Source organism: Vibrio tarriae, assembly GCF_002216685.1.
GTDB lineage: Bacteria > Pseudomonadota > Gammaproteobacteria > Enterobacterales > Vibrionaceae > Vibrio > Vibrio tarriae.
On sequence record NZ_CP022353.1, the window covers coordinates 1,423,713 to 1,442,436 of the forward strand.

At 48.0% G+C, this 18,724-nt stretch carries 16 protein-coding genes; 5 read left to right on the plus strand and 11 right to left on the minus strand.

The annotated features are described in order from the left end of the window. Positions 1 to 470: 470 nt before the first annotated feature. Genes CEQ48_RS12135 through CEQ48_RS12145 form a run of 3 tightly spaced genes read right to left on the minus strand, consistent with a single transcriptional unit; the run spans position 471 to position 3,687 of the window. Positions 471 to 947, minus strand: coding sequence for a response regulator (locus tag CEQ48_RS12135; RefSeq protein WP_089071423.1), 477 nt, complete (start codon positions 945 to 947; stop codon positions 471 to 473). Continuing rightward, entirely contained in the window at positions 916 to 2,265 is a 1,350-nt protein-coding gene (locus CEQ48_RS12140) for an ATP-binding protein (RefSeq protein ID WP_089071424.1), read from the minus strand. Before CEQ48_RS12140 ends, CEQ48_RS12135 begins: the two co-directional genes overlap by 32 nt. Positions 2,266 to 2,274: 9 nt before the next feature. Next, positions 2,275 to 3,687, minus strand: coding sequence for an SLC13 family permease (locus tag CEQ48_RS12145; RefSeq protein ID WP_181712791.1), 1,413 nt, complete (start codon positions 3,685 to 3,687; stop codon positions 2,275 to 2,277). A gap of 382 nt (positions 3,688 to 4,069) precedes the next feature. Here CEQ48_RS12145 and CEQ48_RS12150 point away from each other — a divergent pair, with 382 nt between their 5' ends. From CEQ48_RS12150 to CEQ48_RS12165, 3 genes are all read left to right on the plus strand, one after another. Further along, positions 4,070 to 5,701 (plus strand): methyl-accepting chemotaxis protein, encoded by a 1,632-nt coding sequence (locus CEQ48_RS12150; protein WP_089071426.1) that lies wholly within the window; start codon positions 4,070 to 4,072, stop codon positions 5,699 to 5,701. A 64-nt stretch (positions 5,702 to 5,765) separates the two neighbouring features. Beyond that, entirely contained in the window at positions 5,766 to 6,989 is a 1,224-nt protein-coding gene (alr, locus tag CEQ48_RS12155; protein ID WP_089071427.1) for an alanine racemase, read from the plus strand. 255 nt (positions 6,990 to 7,244) lie between these two features. Continuing rightward, a complete protein-coding gene (locus CEQ48_RS12165) occupies positions 7,245 to 8,123 on the plus strand; it encodes an EamA family transporter (RefSeq protein ID WP_089071428.1) in 879 nt (292 codons plus the stop codon). 67 nt (positions 8,124 to 8,190) lie between these two features. On the opposite strand, the gene CEQ48_RS12170 is transcribed toward CEQ48_RS12165, so the two are convergent. The 8 genes from CEQ48_RS12170 to CEQ48_RS12205 form a co-directional block, all read right to left on the minus strand. Further along, positions 8,191 to 8,664: a DUF2947 domain-containing protein gene (locus CEQ48_RS12170; RefSeq protein ID WP_000121069.1), complete on the minus strand. Its 474-nt coding sequence runs from the start codon at positions 8,662 to 8,664 to the stop codon at positions 8,191 to 8,193. A 9-nt stretch (positions 8,665 to 8,673) separates the two neighbouring features. Beyond that, complete coding sequence (locus CEQ48_RS12175; protein ID WP_089071429.1) at positions 8,674 to 9,264, minus strand: HD domain-containing protein; 591 nt, start codon at positions 9,262 to 9,264, stop codon at positions 8,674 to 8,676. A gap of 2 nt (positions 9,265 to 9,266) precedes the next feature. After that, positions 9,267 to 9,842, minus strand: a complete 576-nt coding sequence (rimJ, locus tag CEQ48_RS12180; protein WP_001013815.1) for a ribosomal protein S5-alanine N-acetyltransferase — start codon at positions 9,840 to 9,842, stop codon at positions 9,267 to 9,269. After that, entirely contained in the window at positions 9,842 to 11,383 is a 1,542-nt protein-coding gene (gene tyrR, locus CEQ48_RS12185; protein WP_001888682.1) for a transcriptional regulator TyrR, read from the minus strand. The genes rimJ and tyrR overlap by 1 nt, the downstream gene beginning before the upstream one ends. 113 nt (positions 11,384 to 11,496) lie before the next feature. Further along, entirely contained in the window at positions 11,497 to 12,516 is a 1,020-nt protein-coding gene (locus tag CEQ48_RS12190) for a YcjF family protein (protein ID WP_089071430.1), read from the minus strand. After that, entirely contained in the window at positions 12,513 to 13,886 is a 1,374-nt protein-coding gene (locus CEQ48_RS12195) for a YcjX family GTP-binding protein (protein ID WP_089071431.1), read from the minus strand. Before CEQ48_RS12195 ends, CEQ48_RS12190 begins: the two co-directional genes overlap by 4 nt. A 225-nt stretch (positions 13,887 to 14,111) precedes the next feature. Continuing rightward, entirely contained in the window at positions 14,112 to 14,297 is a 186-nt protein-coding gene (locus CEQ48_RS12200; protein ID WP_001137099.1) for a hypothetical protein, read from the minus strand. A 154-nt stretch (positions 14,298 to 14,451) separates the two neighbouring features. Continuing rightward, positions 14,452 to 15,969: a fumarate hydratase gene (locus CEQ48_RS12205; RefSeq protein ID WP_000216111.1), complete on the minus strand. Its 1,518-nt coding sequence runs from the start codon at positions 15,967 to 15,969 to the stop codon at positions 14,452 to 14,454. A gap of 175 nt (positions 15,970 to 16,144) precedes the next feature. Here CEQ48_RS12205 and pabB point away from each other — a divergent pair, with 175 nt between their 5' ends. Together pabB and CEQ48_RS12215 are read left to right on the plus strand one after the other, a co-directional pair. Beyond that, entirely contained in the window at positions 16,145 to 17,521 is a 1,377-nt protein-coding gene (gene pabB / locus CEQ48_RS12210; protein ID WP_089071432.1) for an aminodeoxychorismate synthase component 1, read from the plus strand. A gap of 320 nt (positions 17,522 to 17,841) precedes the next feature. Further along, positions 17,842 to 18,456: a CoA pyrophosphatase gene (locus CEQ48_RS12215; protein WP_089071433.1), complete on the plus strand. Its 615-nt coding sequence runs from the start codon at positions 17,842 to 17,844 to the stop codon at positions 18,454 to 18,456. Positions 18,457 to 18,724 lie beyond the last annotated feature (268 nt).

Genomic DNA, 18,724 nt, shown 5'->3' on the forward strand with positions numbered 1-18,724 from the left:
TGTAGCCATAAAGCAACAAGAAGAACTCATCGATAACCGATGATAATAGTGTAGAAGTGTAGAGAAGTTACTGAGTTTAGCGAACAGCATTTTCTTATCTGGTTAAAATCGTACCTGATGTATTTTTCGAACACTATGCATGGCGCACATCATTGCATAATGCCGATCGTGTGAACAGTACTTATGAAAAGAAAAAATGCTCATCGTGCCACATATACAGAACCCTATACCAAAACTATTTGGAGCTGCAAGTAAGCAGCAAGCGAGTTCATTCTCATGAGCGTAGACAAGTGCTCTGTGATTGGGGTGAACAAATTCACCCAACACGACTGCAGCTTCAGTAGGAAGGAAATTTTATCAAAGTCGACATACAAAGAAGAAATGACCACGCAACGTAAGGCTATCATGCCGATGGCCGCTCTTCTTAACTGTAACATCACTAAATTCGCTACAGATTGCCTTTCCCGATCTCACCCTCGTAGTCGGGAAAGTACAATGGCATTATCCAACTCACTTTGCCATTCGGTGTAGTCTAAACGCTGATCAAACACATAGTGAGTCACTAAACTGCGTACACTGTCCACCAAAGTTTTAGCACTCCACGGTTTGTCAAAGTAGTGATGAATCCCAGCCGTGTTGATAGCATTAATGGTGTCGGTGTGAGTGGCTTGCCCGGTGAGCAAAACCTTTTTGGTATGCAGGAAACGAGGATCGGCGCTGATTTCACTGAGCAACTCGACGCCACTTTTACCCGGCATTACGTGATCTGAAATCACAACTGCCACCCATTCTCCTTGGGCATCAAGGTCATCCATCAGATCCAAAGCTTCGTCTGCCGATTCGCAATCTTCAATATTGATCCATCGGCTCAAGGGTTCTAAATCCTGTAACACCGCACTCAGTACTTCGCGTTGGTCATCCACGCAAATGATGTTCAGTTTCTCCATGGTATCCCTCAACTGGTAATTTAATCCTAAAAATAGTTTTGTCCTGATCGCTTTTCACCGCAACGGTTCCGCCATAGCCAGAGACAATACGTTTGATAATCGCCAGCCCCAGCCCAAGCCCAAACGAGAGCCCCTCTTTCTTGGTGGTAAAACTGGGTTGGAAAATCTTTCGCCGCGTGGCCTCATCAATTTCCGGTCCATTATTGGCGACCGTAACGTATAGACGCTGGCGAGAACAGCGGGTTTGAATATCAATGGTAGGTTCCGCGGTTTGCGCCATCGCGTCACAAGCGTTTTTAATTAAATTGATCCACACCTGTACCCACTCGGTTTGCGAGCCTTTGATGATGGGTAAACTGCCCGGACGCATCCGCACGGACACACGACGTAAGTCACTTTGTAACAGGGCTAAAGCGCGATTGATGGTGCTGTTCAAATCCACTTCTTCATCCAAGCGAATATCCGCTCGACCGAGCTGCTTAACTGATTTGACTATCCCAACTGAATGTTTTGCGGCCAATCGCAAGTCATGCAAATCTCGCCCCATCTGCCAATAGCGAATCGCTAAATGCGGTTTTTTCAGCCAGTGAGCGGAAAGCTCATTAGCGGGAACCGCGCGGGCTAACTCGCGGGCGATATCTTTGGGTAGCTGATACTGCTTTTCAAACACAGCGCCGCGTTCACGCGCTTCACTGGACGACACTTTCTGCCCAAACAGCAAGCCAAAATCGAAAAACTGACTCGCTTCTGGGTGTACTTCCTCCAGTAACTCCATAAACAAGGCTTCTAGGCGTTCTGTTTTACTGCTGACCACCCCAATGGCATTGTTGAGCTCATGAGCAATGCCCGCCGCGAGCTGGCCCAGCGTCGTCATCTGCTCCGCAGAATATAGCCGCTCTAAAGCGCGTTCTTTGGCAACCGCTTCTTGAGTGGCTCTTCGCTGCCGTTGAGATAACTCAGCCACAATCACAGGCATGAATTGAGTGCTGAGTGAACCATACTGCTCCATATCCTGCACTGGCGTATCACGGTCGATCCACGCTAACTCGACCTCACTATCGGCAATCACAGTGGATGAAGCCGTCCACAAGCCGGAGAAAAAGCTGTGCACACCAATAAATGCGCCAGAAGCGGCGGAAAACACTTTAATTCGCCGCTCACCTTTTTCCGCAAAATAGCCAGAAACGTGACCACTTCGTAGATAGTAGAGCCGATCGTTATAACCATTTTGGGCAAGCAAAATTGACCCTGCAGGCAAGGTAATACAGCGATCGGTATGGTTGAAATAGCGCTCAATAACGGCCGCTAAATTGGTCATAACTTTTCCTTAATGGCCGACCATGTTGAGGATCCACACCATCACAAAGCTCATCAACACCCCTAAAATACCTAAGACAACCCCCACTTTTGCCATTTGCTGACTCTGTACATTGCCAGTCGCATGGGCCAGCGCATTCGGTGGGGTACTGATCGGCAATGACATCCCTAAAGACGCCGCAAAAGTCACCACCAGAATCAGCGTAACTTCACCGCCCAAAGGATTCAGTGAAGTCATGGATGCCCCTAACGCGGCCATGATTGGCATCAGCAAGTTAGCGGTCGCCGTATGTGACATAAAATTCGCCATTAGCAAACAGAGTATGGCGGCACCGAGAATCACGACATAGGGCGAATATTGATCAAACGGAATGCTGTGAACGACCAGTTCTGCGAGACCGGTTTTATCTAAGGCTAAACCTAAGGCAATACCACCGGAAACCAGCCACAACACGTCCCAAGAGATCATTTTTAAATCTTCTTTGCCAATAATACCGGTCACCGAAAATACCGCGACAGGAATTAATGCAACAGAATAAGAGTTCATGCCGTGCAGTGAGCCGAGCATCCACAATAAAATGGTTGAAGCAAATGTAATGTAAACAATGATCGCTTTTGGCGTTTTTAAAAACTTACCTTTGATGGTTAATTCAATAGTTTTTTGTTCTGCTCGATACATATACTCGATTAATAACCAAGCCAGCGCCATTAAAATCACCACAAACGGGATCCCAAACGCCATCCATTCAGCAAAAGTAATTAAGTTGTCTCCCACCAAATATTTCAACGCGATAGCATTGGGTGGCGTGCCGATAGGTGTGCCAATACCACCAATATTTGCCGCAACAGGAATACAAAGCGCGAACGCAACCCGCCCCGGATCTTTGGGGCCAAAAACAGCAATCACTGGCGTTAAAATAGAGAGCATCATGGCAGTAGTCGCGGTGTTAGACATAAACATCGAGAACACCGCAGTGATCATCATTAAGCCCAACATCACGTACTTCGGATTATTGCCAAATGGTTTGAGCAGTACGCGGGCTAAGTTGACATCCAGCCGGTATTTAGTTGCGGCCATCGCGAGGAAAAAACCGCCTAAAAACAGCATGATAATAGGGTTGGCAAAGGTTGCCATGATTTCTGTCGATTTCAGCAAAGCACCAAATTCGCTTGTCCCCTCGCCCAATCTGAACAGAATAAAGCCTTTATCAGACAGCATCAGCACTTCGAGCACGATGATCACCACCGACGTGGAATAAATGGGAATCGGCTCAAACACCCACAATAGCGCGGCTAACAGGAAAATCGCGATCACCCTTTGCTGTATCACAGTCAAGCCATCAAACGGAAAAGCTGTGGTGGGCAGCATCAGCACCAAGAATGGGATCAGCAACGGAATAATATATTTAAGATAAGGGCGCATCATATTCACTCTTCCTGAGAATCGATTATGTGTTTGGCGAGGAGAATGCACGCTATCGGAGCGGCAATCGCCATTATTGATGCTTAAAAAAGAAATGTTTGGTGTTAGATCAATGATTAAAGTTTCTTAACAGGCAAATACACAAAAGTGAGTCACAGTTAACAAATAGCTCACTAGAAAAGGGACTTAAAACAGGAATAAGAAAAACATAAATAAATTTATCTGCGCTTTCTGTGGCATTTGCTAACTTTATCTATAAGAGTCGTCAATTGACAATTGAAATGATAGTATGCCCCAACTTTGGGACATACATAACTTTGTCGCAGATAAGGATGTTGTTATTCACGCGACTTTGAGTGACATAATCAAAGGTAAAACATTCATGTTTCTAAAAAACTTGTCGATAGGCAAAAAAATTGCAGTCTCTTTTTCAGTCATTGCAATCATTAGCCTAGGATTCGCCATCTACCTCATCTCTGAGTTGGGTAAAATTCAATCTGAACTACTCAATTACACTGATGACACTTTACCGGCAATGGAAAATGTCGATGCGATAAAAGACAAGATGTCTTACTGGCGGCGTACCCAGTTTGCGGTGCTACCAGTGAAAGATGAAGCGCAAATTCGCCAAACTATCGAGCGTAATAATCGTGTTCAAGCGGAAATTAATGATTCTTTGGCGGCTTACGGTAAAACCGTATGGCCGGGAGAAGAAGAACAAACCTTCAAACGTCTAATAAACAATTGGAATGCCTACATCGCTGTCACAGACCAATTTAACCAAACCCTTTTGACCCAAGGTGCCGATGACGCTTACCCAATTTTAGCCAATTCACTCACAACGTTCGAAGCATTAGAGAGCGATTTAGCCATCCTGATTGGCATTTTGCACCAAGCGATGGATAGCAACAAATCCCAGATTTTAAGTTCAGTAAAAACGCTTAATTCAACTTCGGCAATCAGCAATATCACTATTTTAGCCATCATGATATTTATGACATGGCTGCTAACCCGTTTAATTTGCGGCCCACTGGCTATTGTGATGAAGCAATCTAATGCGATTGCCAAAGGCGATCTGTCACAAAACATGGATCGCTCCTCGATTGGTAACGATGAATTAGGGACGTTGGCTAATGCTTCTGAACAGATGCAGCAAAATCTGCGACAACTGATTGATGAGATCATTTCAGCCGTAACTCAACTCAGTAGTGCAGTAGAAGAGATGACGCAGATTTCTAACCAATCTGCCGACGGCATGAAAGAGCAGCAATACCAAATCACTCAAGTGGCAACGGCAATGACGCAAATGAAAGCGGCAGTGGCAGATGTTGCACGTAATACCGAAGATTCAGCCAGCCAAGCGATGGCGGCAAATCACAAGTCACAAGAAGGGGCTCGAGAAAATGCCTCCATGGTTAACTCGATCCAGCAAGTAGCCGATATCATTGGTGAGGCGGGACAAACGGTAAGTGAACTTGAGCAGCAATCTAGCCAGATCAACGTCGTGGTTGATGTGATCCGCAGCATTGCCGACCAAACCAACCTACTCGCACTCAACGCAGCTATCGAAGCGGCACGTGCCGGTGAATCTGGTCGAGGTTTTGCGGTGGTTGCGGATGAAGTTCGGACTCTGGCGGGTCGTACCCAAGATTCAACGGGTGAAATCACGACCATTATTGAAAAACTGCAAGTCATGGCTAAGCAAGCCAAAGATGCCACAGAACGCTCACGCTCTAGTATCGATAAGTGTGTTGAACAAGGTAACCACTCTCAGTCTTTGATGATTTCGATCGAAGAGTCGATTGCCAATATCGCGGATGTGGGTACACAAATCGCCAGCGCATGTAGTGAACAAGATTCGGTCGCGGATGAACTAAGCCGCAATGTGGAAAACATTCACTTGGCGTCACAAGAAGTCGCGCAAGGCTCACAACAGACAGCTCAAGCTTGTCGTGAACTCAGTCAACTCGCCGTTTCTCTACAAGATACGCTACGCCGATTTAAGATTCGTTAAGCCCTACGCCCCGACATCGGGGCGTTTTTCTATTGATCCACCAATGATAACAACAGGAGATACTATGTATTTTAAAGCCACGCTGCTTTCTCTCTCTATCGCGGCGACTTTGCCTTCTTTCTCTCTCTCTGCTGCGCCGTTGCAAATCGATACCGTTTTACCGGATGCAGCCCAAATTCAACAAAGTAATTCCTGGCTGGAGATTAGCTTAGGTCAATTCCAAAGCAACATTGAACAATTCAAATCACACATGAACGGCGACACCAAAATTTGCGCCATCATGAAAGCAGACGCTTACGGTAACGGCATTCGTGGTTTAATGCCGACCATTATCGCGCAAGGCATTCCATGTGTGGGCGTAGCAAGTAATGCTGAAGCGCGCGCGGTGCGTGAAAGTGGCTTTAAAGGTGAACTGATCCGCGTTCGCTCTGCCAGCTTAAGTGAAATGTCAGCGGTGCTTGATCTCAATATCGAAGAGCTGATTGGTAGCCACCAACAAGCGATGGATCTGGCCGAACTTGCCAAACAAAGTGGTAAAACCATCAAAGTGCACATTGCACTGAATGACGGTGGCATGGCCCGTAACGGCATTGATATGACCACGGATGCGGGTAAGAAAGAAGCCGTCTCTATTGTGACGCAACCTTCGTTGAGTGTCGTTGGCATTATGACCCACTTCCCGAATTACAATGCGGATGAAGTTCGCGCGAAACTGGCTCAATTCAAAGAGAGCTCAACTTGGCTAATGCAACAAGCCAAGTTGAAACGTGAAGAGATCACACTGCATGTCGCCAACTCTTACACCGCTCTCAATGTGCCAGAAGCCCAGCTGGACATGGTTCGTCCGGGTGGCGTGTTGTTTGGTGATTTGCCAACCAATCCGGAATACCCATCGATTGTTTCTTTCAAAACACGCGTCTCTTCGTTGCACCATGTGCCAAAAGGCTCAACTGTAGGTTATGACAGTACGTTTACCACCAGCCGTGACAGTGTGTTGGCCAACCTGCCTGTGGGTTATTCTGATGGTTATCCGCGCAAAATGGGCAATAAAGCCGAAGTGCTGATCAATGGTCAACGCGCCAAAGTCGTGGGAGTGACATCGATGAACACGACTGTGGTTGATGTGACCGAGATTAAAGGCGTACTCCCCGGTCAAGAAGTGGCGCTGTTTGGCCAACAACAGAAACAAAGCATCGCGGTCAGTGAGATGGAAAATAACGCTGAGCTGATTTTCCCTGAATTGTATACGCTGTGGGGAACCAGTAACCCACGTTTCTACGTGAAATAAGCTATACCCAAACAACTTGGAGTTGCAGGTAGGCGGCAAGTGAGTGAGTCCCCATGAGCATAGATAGACTATGTGATTGGGGTGAACGAACGTAGCCAACACCGCTGCAACTTCAAGTAGGAAGGGGATAATGCGACTCGGTGTGGCTTCTGAAAAGAAACCACCCAATCGAGGTGGGCGCATACGCCCACCTATCTCCACAGACCTTTTTGCGGCATAATCTCTGCGCACTTTCTGCCGAGTTTTTCATTATTTATGCCAACAATAAAATCGCCTCTATTCATTGCTATTCTTAGCTTGCTTGCCGCTATGATCACCATCCAATCCGGAGCATCGATTGCAAAACAGTTGTTTCCTCTGGTCGGTCCGGGCGGTACAGTAGCGCTACGCATCAGCCTCTCTGCGCTGATTTTAATGCTTATTTTCCGCCCTTGGCGTGCACGCCTCAGTTGGCCACAATGGCGCTCTATGTGCATTTATGGTGCCAGTTTGGGTGGGATGCAGCTGAGTTTTTACTTCGCTATCGAACGTATTCCACTGGGTATTGGGGTAGCGTTAGAATTTTCAGGCCCACTACTGCTCGCCTTACTCTCCTCTAAGCGTAAGAAAGATCTGATATGGGTTGCGTTGGCCATTCTCGGTATTGTGTTTTTATTACCGGATATGAACGGCGTTGATGCGTTAGATCCAATTGGCGTTGCGCTCGCATTAATTGCTGGCGGTTTTTGGGCTGGCTACATCTGGTTCGGACAACGTGCTGGCAGCGTAGGCTCAGGCGGTATGACGGTTTCGATTGGGATGCTGGTTGCCGCAGTCATCTATTTCCCAATCGCCACTCAATTGGCCGAAGCCTCGATTTTTAGCTGGTCGATTCTGCCGATGGCACTGCTGGTCGCCGTAATGTCGAGTGCCCTACCTTATAGCCTTGAGATGGTGGCACTCAGCCGACTCTCTACCCAGCATTTCAGTGTGTTAATGAGCTTAGAGCCTGCGATTGCCGCGATGGCGGGGTTAGCCATTTTGGGTGAAACTCTACAATGGAGCCAGTGGCTGGCGATTTTTATGATCATTACCGCGTCGATGGGCTCTACCCTGTCCGCGGCGAAATCACCGACTAAAGTGACTCAAGAGTAAAACCACCGCGGTCAGTCATAGGAAAGAAAGAGATAAGAAGAGAAAAATCCGGCCTCGGCCGGATTTTTTATGGGCGCTGCCCGAATTTTACTTTGCCTTCGCTACTAAACCAGAGCGCTTCTTTACGCCGGCGGCCAAGCAAAAATGGGCCATCATCGTAAAACAGGAAGTTTTTCCAATGGCGCTTAAATACTGACCATTTGGTTTCCAGTACGTTGTATTTCTCGTAACAGAAATATACCGTCACATCATCTTGCCATGGTAGGTGAGCGGCCAGTGCTTCCGGCAGTTCTGGTTCATCGCTCTCCCACTCCGCCATCCAGCCTGTTTCACCAGACCAGCTATTGGCTTTGCGTGGCCAGTCGTGAGAACTCAAACGCTCAGCATCAGGGCTCATGTCACTGATGTTCTCTTTCCAAAATTGCGCCGCGCGCAGTGGTTCCATCGGTTTGATCTGTGCCAGATCAGCTTCAGGCACTGGCATCGACGCATGGGTAAAAATCCATTTTCTTTGGTATTGCTCCAAAGGCAAATAAGACATTGAGTTTCCTTAAACTTTCAGCCAGCCGTTTTGGCTCGCTTGTTCAATAATATGTTTTGCATACTCCCAAAGGGTTTGGGAGCCATCTTCAATTTTGCGATTCACCGTCAGCGCTTGCTCACGAGTAACACCATGTTCTTGCCAACTTTGGCCTTGGTTATGATAGTTCAACAACATGGGAATGAGGCGATCCAACGCTTTCGCAAAGCGGGCTTCGGCACTCTGTGCCGCTTCAAATTCTTGCCAAATCGCCAATAAGGCGTCGCCTTGCTCTTTCGGCAGCAGGCCGAACAAGCGGAGGGCTGCTTGCCACTCTTTCTCTTCCTGCTCAGCAGAAGCGACGGAATCGTACACGAAGGTATCGCCGGCATCAATTTCCACTACATCATGCAGCAAAAGCATCGTTAGAACTTTTTGTATATCGACTGCTTCGTTTGCGTACTCTTGTAGCAAAATCGCCATCAACGCGACATGCCAGCTATGTTCAGCACTGTTTTCTAAACGTCCATCAGCACTTTTCACTCGCGTGCGGCGCAACACTGATTTAAGGCGATCAAGCTCCATCAACAGTGCCATCTGTTGGGCTAAACGTTCTGACATGGTTATTCCTTCCAATTGGGATTGATCAGCGAAGTCAGGTTATGGTCTTCCCATTTACCGTTGATCAGTAAGTAATCTTTAGCATGGCCCTCAAGCACGAAACCCACGCGCTTGAGCACATTTTCACTACGTTTATTGTGCGGAATGTAAGAAGCCATTATGCGATGCATGTTGTGCTCGCTAAACATGTACTGACAAGCCATCGTCAAAGCACGCGTCATTATCCCTTTGCCTTGCGCCTCATAGGCCAGCGAGTAACCGACATTACACGCATGGAATGGGAAGCGGATAATATTGCTAAACGAGATGGTGCCTAACATGGCATCATTTTGCGCATCCAAAATCAGTAGATAGTAACCGAGCTTCATTTTGTGCAATTCATTGAGCTTAATTAGCCTTTGCAGCCAGCCGGACTCAGTAAAAAACTCAGCTTCACGCCTTGGCTCCCACTCAATCAAGTGGCTTCGGTTATCCACAAAATACTGGCTTAAACGCTCGGCGTCGTTGATTTGCGCGCAGCGTACAACAATGTCACCATCGGTTTGATAGAAATGGCATTCGCTGTTTAATCCATTCATCAGCGCTTCCTTATTCCATAATCCCTCAGCTTATTCGCGATCGACGTGTGAGAAACATTGAGTCTTTTCGCCAACTTACGACTGGAAGGAAAAGATTGGAACAGACGATCCAACACTTGCGATTCGTACTCCTTCATGATGTCGTCGAGCGAACCATCGAGGTTGATACTAGGCGCAGAACTTACGCTGTCCACTTGCGGTAGGTGGAACGGTTCAATACCCAGCACATCCCCTTCAATTTCAGTTAAGGCGCGCAGCACCATATTGTCCAGTTGGCGCATATTGCCCGGCCACTGATACTGACTGAGTTTATCCAGCAGATCGTCGGTCAACTTAGGTTTGAGCATGCCCAACTTGTTACAGTGTTTGGTGATGAAGAGTTCAAGCAGCGGCTGTACATCACTTGGGCGTTCACGCAGAGGTGGAATACGCAGCGTCAAGACATTGAGGCGGTAAAACAGGTCCTCTCGAAAACGGCGCGACTCGGCCAAATCCGCTAAGTTATGACGCGTGGAGGCTATCACACGCACATCCACGTGGATTTCATGCTCCTCCCCGACACGGCGGAAAGTGCCATCTTGCAAAAAGCGCAGCAGCTTAATTTGCAAATGTGGACTCATTTCACCAATTTCATCCAGAAATACAGTGCCACCATTGGCTTGTTCAAAGATGCCTTTATGGCCTTGCTGATGGTTAAAAGAGCCCGGCGCATGGCCAAACAGCTCAGTCTCAGCCACATCATCTGGCATGGACGCGCAGCTCAGGACCAAAAAGGGTGCAGAAGAACGATCCGAACGGTTATGGCACGCTTTAGCGAGCATCTCTTTACCTGTGCCGGTTTCCCCTTCAATCAGCAGAGGTTGATCAAGCATGGCCAATTTTTTCGCTTGGCTCATCAGGCTTTTGTGTCGATTCGAGACACCCACAAAATGTTCAAAGCCTAAGTTGCTCTGTAGTGGGATTTGAGTTGTGCTAGTCAATCCCGCATTCGCAGCACGTAACATCATCATCGCACTGGCTAAGGTGGATTGTTTGGCATCGCTCGAAATATAGACGGGCATGATTTCCATCACATAATCCAGTCCATCCAAGACCACATCTTCACGCAGACGAGACTTACTGCCTTCCAGCCAACGTGTGAAGTTGAAGACGGGCATCAAGGCTGAAATTTGCTGGCCGATCATGCTGGATTCTTCACGATTGAACAATGCAGCCGCAGCGTGGTTAGCCATATCCACCGCGCCTTTGAGGTTGATCGCCAATACCGCATCAGGCAAGTTATTGAGCAGAGAAATCAATTCGGTGTTGTGCCGTTCAATCGGCATAAACTGGATTTTACGGACATCTTTTACCCCGGGAATGCGGCGAATTTCCGCCATCAGTTCACTGAAGGTTTCAAAATCAATATCAGGACAATTGAGGTAAATAATACCGATCACATCGATTTCGATCCCTCGCAGATCGATGCTTTTGGAGGCGAGAATATCCAGTAACTCGCGAGTCAGACCTAATCGGTCTTCACAGAGGACTTCAAGACGCACTTTAATAGGATCCTGTTTGAAAGTGTCACGAAAAGTTGACAGTAGTTTCGCCCAAGCCCAGATCGGCGTCAAGCGATCCGTGATAACGGATCGCAGTTTCCGAGAATGAAAGGTTATTTGGCGAGCAAAGCAGCCACTTTACTCACGACTTGCTTACGAACCGCACTCAGTTTGAGTTGACGATCGGGGTGCCATGGCAGTGGACGCAGCAACCCTACCGCTTTAATGCCCAAACGCGCCGTCAGAATACCCACGCCTACCCCCTGCCCTGCACGAGCAGAAAGGCGTCCGGCCAAGTCCATGGAAAACAGATCCACGCTGGCATCGACAGCCAATTCACTCGCCCCCGCTAACGCCATGTTGAGCAATACGGCTTTAAACAGTTTTATGCGTGACCAGTAACCGAGTTCAACGCCATACACTTTTGCCAGTTGATCCACCATGGAAAAGTTACGCCAAGCCACCAGCAACATATCAGCAATCGCGAGTGGGCTAATCGCCACTAATGCGGCCGCTTCAGTCGCATAACGAGTGACAATTTGGCTGGCTTGTTTGTCTTGCTCACCCACCACCAACGCATCATACAAATCGAGGATTTCTGCATCACTGTGGCTACTATTGAGTGCCGATAGCCAACGTTGGTAGCCCTGCTTATCCACTTTACCTTGTTTGGCTATCTGCTCACAGAACGCTTGACCTTGGCCAACTACATCATTCTCCATCAAGATTTGCGCTTGTTCTTGAACACTAAAATGCTGACGTAGACGACGCAGTTTCCACAACTCTTTGCCGATGGCACCTAGGCCTAATGTCGCCAAAGCACTCACAAAGCCGGCCCAACCAAGGCTGAGCCAGTCTGCGCTTTGAATGGCTTGTACTACGCTATCGACAGCCTGCCATGCCACCAAACCACTGAATGCCGCAAACAAACCGCCCGCAAACCACTTGCGCCCTTTGCTGGGTCGAATGATGGTGTCGAGCTCTGCTTCCAATGCCTCTTCTGCTGGCTCTTCCATGTTCATGGGCACAAACTTTTCTTGTGCGCTAAACTGCTGCTGGGCCGTCAAGCTCGGCGTTTCTAAACTACCTTGCAGTGGCTCGCTAAAAATCTGTTTGGTTTTAAGATCGCTCATCGCAGTTTATCTCCAATCAGAATGTCGAGGGCTTTATCGACTCGAATGTGCTGGCATGGCTCATCCATCGCCGTGGGCAGTGGACGAAACGCCGTAAAATCAAACGCCTGACGCTGCCAATAATCGGGATCTGGCAGTTTGCGCGGCACCTCACCGGGAAAGAGCGTGATGGATTCACCTTCCAGTGTGACACCTTGAATCGCCGCCACCTTCTGCTCTCCCTGCATGATGTAACCCGATTGTGTGGCGCGCACCGAAGCCATGCTGATGCAGTTCATTTCAATATTTTCATAGGCTGCATGCTGCCAAGCCGGATGGATCATCTGCTGCAATAGAGAAACCATATTGACATGCTGCTCCGGTGTCACATGGTCAGCCTTAGTGGCCGCAAAGACGACTTTATCGATTTTGGGTGCAAATAAACGGCTGAGCAAACCACTGCGCCCATAGCGGAAACTGTGCATGATTTGCTCCAGCGCGCTGCGCATATCCAAAAACGATTCGTGCCCAACATTGAGCGGCGATAGGCAATCCACCAACACTATCTGGCGATCAAACGTCGCGAAATATTCCTTATAAAAGGCTTTTACCACCTTGTTTTGGTACTCCTGATAGCGCGCTTGCAGCAAAGCGTAATAGCTCTGTTTGCTCACTGAGCCCTGCGGCGGATGACATGGGAAAAATTGCAGCACAGGCGCACCTTCCAGCTCCCCTGGCAACACAAATCGTCCCGGCTGAACCCAATGCAGTCCACTGGCTTTACATTGATGCAGATAGTCGGTGTAGCTCGCGGCAATCGCCGCCAAGGTTTGCTCATTGGCTTCTTGGTGAAGATCAAGCTGCTCCACAGCGTCACACCAAGACTTAGCGAGCTCTTTGCGTAACCCATGCAGAGCATGAAATTGCTGTGCTGACCAAGTGGCGTAATCCATCTCTAATAGCGGTAAATCGAGCAACCACTCTCCGGGATAGTCGATAATGTCGAGATAGAGAGTTGCACTACTGGTGAGTAGCTTTTTGCTCCGTTTTTTCGGCTTGTATTTGATCGCCAAACGAATTTCGCTTACATCTCGGGTTGGCACTGGCCAGTTTGCAGGGCTGCTTTGCAACTCGGTTAACGCTTCATCATAGGCAAAGCGTGGCACCATCATGTTGCTTTGCGGTACACGCTTTGCGCCAATCAAGCGCTGCTCACGATCCGCCGCTAACAGAGGGAGATTATGATGGCTGGACGTATGCAGCAGTTGATTGACGAGAGAGGTAATAAACGCCGTTTTACCTGCGCGCGAAAGTCCCGTCACCGCAAGACGGACATGGGAATCGAGGCCACGATGGATAAAATCGCTCATTTCTTGACGAATTCGCTGCATTGTTCACTCCAAATCAGGATTTCGCACAGCTTAATAAGCTCAAGCTTAATGTGAGATGAATATACCCTTCCTACTTAAAGTGGCAGCAGTGCTGACTACCTGAAACGCTAAGTCATTCGGGTATCGCTTTTGCTCAGCTGAGTACTAGGCACAGAGCAAAATCACAATGGGTAATGGCTCGCTCCTGCCTATAAGCCATTCAAGTCACAGGAGCGATAAGAGGGATTAATCTTCTTCGATCAGTTTGTAGATGACAAACAGTGCGATCTCAAGCAGCACAAATAAACCGCAGGTGATGGTGACGTATTTATCATTAAAAATGCTGATACCGTTCAAAATAAGGTCGTAACCGACCACAGCACCGATCACCACAGCAATAATGATTTGTAGAATCTGAATAAAACGAGGCATGCTTACTAACTCCTAACCTATCGATAACGAAATGAATTGTATACCAAAACTACAGCTTCGAGTAGGAAGGGTATCCTATTAAAAAGGTGCAACTTACGTGCACCTTTGTCATTTTTTTGCCAAGTTCCTCGCTGAGAAGAGAAGAGGCAAGCCTTTACTTGGCCGCTTCAGCGATTTTGACCCGCCAAGTATCTGGGCCGATTTGGTGCGCATTCGCGCCAGTTGAATCCACAGCAACAGTGACTGGCATATCTTCGACTTCAAATTCGTAGATTGCCTCCATGCCTAAGTCTTCAAACGCGACTACGCGAGCTTTCTTGATCGCTTTCGCCACTAAGTAAGCCGCACCACCGACTGCCATCAAATAAACGGCTTTGTGTTTTTTGATCGATTCAACGGTAGCTGGGCCGCGCTCAGCTTTACCAATCATGCCCATGACGCCGACCTCTTCCAGCATCATGTCGGTAAACTTGTCCATACGAGTTGAAGTTGTAGGGCCTGCAGGGCCAACCACTTCATCGCCTACTGCGTCCACAGGACCTACGTAGTAAATGAACTTGTCTTTCAAATCGACACCGTCAGGCAATTTTTCGCCTTTTTGCAGCATGGTTTGAATGCGTTTATGGGCCGCATCACGACCGGTGAGGATCTTGCCAGACAGCAGAACCGTTTCACCGGTTTTCCAGGTTTGGATCTCTTCACGGGTGATATTATCAAGATTGACACGACGCGTATTCGCGCCCGCTTCCCAAGTGATTTGTGGCCAATCTTCTAACTTAGGCGGCGTTAACTGCGCAGGGCCGCTGCCATCGAGTGTGAAATGTACGTGGCGTGTCGCCGCACAGTTGGGGATCATGCAGACAGGCTTAGAAGCGGCATGTGTCGGTGCCGATTTGATTTTCACATCCACCACTGTAGTTAAACCGCCAAGACCTTGCGCGCCAATACCGAGCTTATTCACACGGTTGAAAATGTCTAAACGCAGCTCTTCTTCCGCATTTTGCGGACCACGCTCGATAAGCTCATGAATATCAATGTGTTCCATCAAGGCTTCTTTGGCAAGGACGGCCGCTTTTTCCGCCGTACCGCCAATGCCAATGCCGAGCATGCCCGGTGGACACCAGCCCGCGCCCATCAAGGGTACGGTTTTTTCTACCCATTCAGCAATATCATCGGACGGGTTTAGCATCACCATCTTGGTTTTGTTTTCACTGCCGCCACCTTTGGCCGCAATTTGAATATCCACTTTATCGCCAGGCACCATATTGATGTGCACCACAGCTGGGGTATTGTCTTTGGTATTGATGCGCTTGCCCGCAGGATCCATCAATACTGAAGCACGCAGTGGATTATCTGGGTTGGTGTACGCTTGGCGCACGCCTTCATCTACCATCTGCTGCACTGTCATATCGGTCGAGTCCCATTGCACTCCCATCCCGATGTTCACAAAACACGTGACAATACCTGTGTCTTGGCAGATTGGGCGGTGTCCTTCAGCGGACATACGCGAGTTGATCAGGATTTGGGCTATCGAATCTTTTGCCGCTTGGCTTTCTTCACGTTGGTAGGCTTTTTCTAGGGCTTTTACAAAGTCTAATGGGTGGTAGTAGGAGATGTACTGCAGCGCATCAGCGACACTGCTGATCACATCTTGCTTGCGTATTACCGTCATTGCTCGCCTCGTTATTGTTATGCTTCCGTGTACTGCGACTTGGGTGAATTACTGCTTCCAAAACCGAAGGAGACGCTCACTCTTTAAGTAGCAGCTTTGTATGAGATTTTTATGATACTCTTGCTTTCCCTGCGATGCTACGCAATGAACGGTTTCTCTGTCACAAATTACACAAATGAATAACAACCAAATCTTGTCAATTGAACACAAAAAATTAACTTATCATCCTGATATTGCTAAACAATTTTTCACATCTATTGAGCAGCAACCTTGGGCAATGCTGCTACGCTCCGCGTCTACCACCCATATGGATAGCCGCTTTGATATTCTGGTCGCCAATCCTTTCGCCACTTTAGTGAGTTTTGGTGATGAAACTGAAATTCACACCCAGAACGGCGTGACATTGTCACGAGAAGATCCTTTTGCGCTTCTTGCTGACATCCAAGAGCAGTATCTTCCTCAAGTGACTGATGCGTCTGAGTTACCTTTTGTTGGCGGTGCTCTGGGGTATTTTGCCTATGATTTAGGACGCCGAGTCGAAGTCCTCCCTAGTTTGGCAGAACAAGACATTGCTATGCCCGATATGGCCGTGGGCATCTATTCTTGGGCGCTCGTGGTCGATCACCAACAGCACACCGCGCAATTGGTCGGACAAAATGTTGAAGACGCTTGGGGTTGGTTAAACCAACAAGAGGCGATAAAGCCAAGCGAAGTAACTGACTTTGCTCTCACGTCGCCTTGGCGCTCCAATATGAGCTATACCGCCTATCAAGATAAATTTGCTCGTGTGCAGGACTATTTACGCTCGGGAGACTGTTACCAGATCAACCTCGCGCAGCGTTTTCAGGCTCACTACACCGGTAGTGAATGGCAAGCGTATTTGAAGCTGGAAAAAGGTAACCAAGCGCCCTTCTCCGCCTTTTTGCGTTTGCCGCAAGGCGCAATTTTGAGTGTATCTCCAGAACGTTTTCTGCAAGTCTGCGATCGAGTGATTGAAACCAAACCGATCAAAGGCACACGTCCACGCCATGCCGACAAGCAACAAGATGCCCTACTCAAGCAAGATTTAGTCAGCGCAGAAAAAGATCAGGCCGAGAATTTAATGATTGTCGATCTGCTGCGTAATGATATTGGTCGTGTGGCAAAGCCGGGTAGCGTGCATGTACCTAAGTTGTTTGATGTGGAGAGCTTTCCCGCCGTGCACCATCTGGTGAGCACGATTCGCGCAACACTGGATGAGCAATACCAAGCCGCAGATCTGTTACGCGCCTGTTTTCCCGGCGGTTCGATTACGGGAGCGCCCAAAGTGCGGGCAATGGAAATCATTGAAGAGCTCGAGCCGCATCGCCGTAGCGCTTATTGTGGCTCAATTGGCTATCTCAGCCGTCATGGAAAAATGGATACCAGCATCACGATCCGCACTTTAGTGGCCTATCAGAAGCAGCTTTACGCTTGGGCGGGTGGCGGCTTGGTGGCTGACAGCGAAGGAGCTGCGGAGTATCAAGAAACACTGGATAAATTAAGCCGAATTCTTCCAACCCTAGAATCCTAACCCTCAGTTTGACCCACCGTCAGCACAGCCTATGCTCGCTGGCGGTTTGCTTGACAAACCTCCCCCTAACTACTTGCAGCGTCAAGCAGGTATAAAAGGGATCATATCCGGCAAATGTGCAGTAACCGACAGCGCATTGTTATGAAATACGCTATACCCAAACAACTTGGAGTTGCAGGTAGGCGGCAAGTGAGTGAATCCCCATGAGCATAGATACACTATGTGATTGGGGTGAACGAACGTAGCCAACACCGCTGCAACTTCAAGTAGGAAGGGTATATAACAGGTGTTATACGTTAATCACGGTATAGAGGTCTGCTTTGCAAAACATTAGCCGTCATGAGTTTATCCAGCAGTTTCAGCTCCATTTACCCGCTGCCTATCCCCAGGAAAGCTTGCGGCGCGTCGCGCATTTAGCGCCAGAGAAGCTACGCAAAGCGTCGGTATTGATTGGCGTGGTAGAGCGTCCGCAAGGCCTACAAGTGATCATGACCAAGCGCGCAGCACATTTGAGGCATCACCCCGGGCAAATCAGTTTTCCCGGCGGAAAGTACGAAGAGATCGACCACTCATTACAGCAGACGGCAAAACGAGAAGCACGAGAAGAGATTGGCATCCCAGAAGAGAAAATTCGTATTGTTGGCCAGTTGCCTGAGTTAGTGACCGTAAGCCAGTTTGCCGTGACGCCTTTTTTAGCTTTTGTGGAATCCGACTACCCGATTCAGCTCGATCACAACGAAGTCGATGAAGTGTTTGAAGTGCCGATCAGTTTTTTGCTTGATCGAAAAAAGATCTACAGCGGGACTTTTCAGTTAAAAAACCACCGTCATAAACTGTTCGCCCTCTCCTATAAACAACATTTTATATGGGGTATGACCGCACAAATCATTCAATCCCTTCAAAAACAATTTATTAATTACAATGAGTTAGTTTAATTAATGACTTTTCTCTCTTTGAGCACGTCAGCTTTAATCATTAAAAATTCTAATCCACAAAGAAAGCAAACGTTTGCCAAGCTATCCATCGAGAATTTCTCACGCAAACATAACTAAATCTAATCCAACCCATTAACAATTCTCACATGTGGCACGCCAATTTCGTGATCAAAAATAGGTTTTTGATAGAAGTTTCAATAAGCACTGTCAATCATGATTTAGATCTAGTTTTCTTATGTGAAAAATGTGCAAAAATGCGCTCCGACTT

What these genes read in the sequence shown, in the direction of transcription:
- CEQ48_RS12135 (WP_089071423.1), bottom strand. Translation starts at nt 947, where the DNA reads ATGGAGAAACTGAACATCATTTGCGTGGATGACCAACGCGAAGTACTG.
- CEQ48_RS12140 (WP_089071424.1), bottom strand. Translation starts at nt 2,265, where the DNA reads ATGACCAATTTAGCGGCCGTTATTGAGCGCTATTTCAACCATACCGAT.
- CEQ48_RS12145 (WP_181712791.1), bottom strand. Translation starts at nt 3,687, where the DNA reads ATGCGCCCTTATCTTAAATATATTATTCCGTTGCTGATCCCATTCTTG.
- CEQ48_RS12150 (WP_089071426.1), top strand. Translation starts at nt 4,070, where the DNA reads ATGTTTCTAAAAAACTTGTCGATAGGCAAAAAAATTGCAGTCTCTTTT.
- alr (WP_089071427.1), top strand. Translation starts at nt 5,766, where the DNA reads ATGTATTTTAAAGCCACGCTGCTTTCTCTCTCTATCGCGGCGACTTTG.
- CEQ48_RS12165 (WP_089071428.1), top strand. Translation starts at nt 7,245, where the DNA reads ATGCCAACAATAAAATCGCCTCTATTCATTGCTATTCTTAGCTTGCTT.
- CEQ48_RS12170 (WP_000121069.1), bottom strand. Translation starts at nt 8,664, where the DNA reads ATGTCTTATTTGCCTTTGGAGCAATACCAAAGAAAATGGATTTTTACC.
- CEQ48_RS12175 (WP_089071429.1), bottom strand. Translation starts at nt 9,264, where the DNA reads ATGTCAGAACGTTTAGCCCAACAGATGGCACTGTTGATGGAGCTTGAT.
- rimJ (WP_001013815.1), bottom strand. Translation starts at nt 9,842, where the DNA reads ATGAATGGATTAAACAGCGAATGCCATTTCTATCAAACCGATGGTGAC.
- CEQ48_RS12190 (WP_089071430.1), bottom strand. Translation starts at nt 12,516, where the DNA reads ATGAGCGATCTTAAAACCAAACAGATTTTTAGCGAGCCACTGCAAGGT.
- CEQ48_RS12195 (WP_089071431.1), bottom strand. Translation starts at nt 13,886, where the DNA reads ATGCAGCGAATTCGTCAAGAAATGAGCGATTTTATCCATCGTGGCCTC.
- CEQ48_RS12200 (WP_001137099.1), bottom strand. Translation starts at nt 14,297, where the DNA reads ATGCCTCGTTTTATTCAGATTCTACAAATCATTATTGCTGTGGTGATC.
- CEQ48_RS12205 (WP_000216111.1), bottom strand. Translation starts at nt 15,969, where the DNA reads ATGACGGTAATACGCAAGCAAGATGTGATCAGCAGTGTCGCTGATGCG.
- pabB (WP_089071432.1), top strand. Translation starts at nt 16,145, where the DNA reads ATGAATAACAACCAAATCTTGTCAATTGAACACAAAAAATTAACTTAT.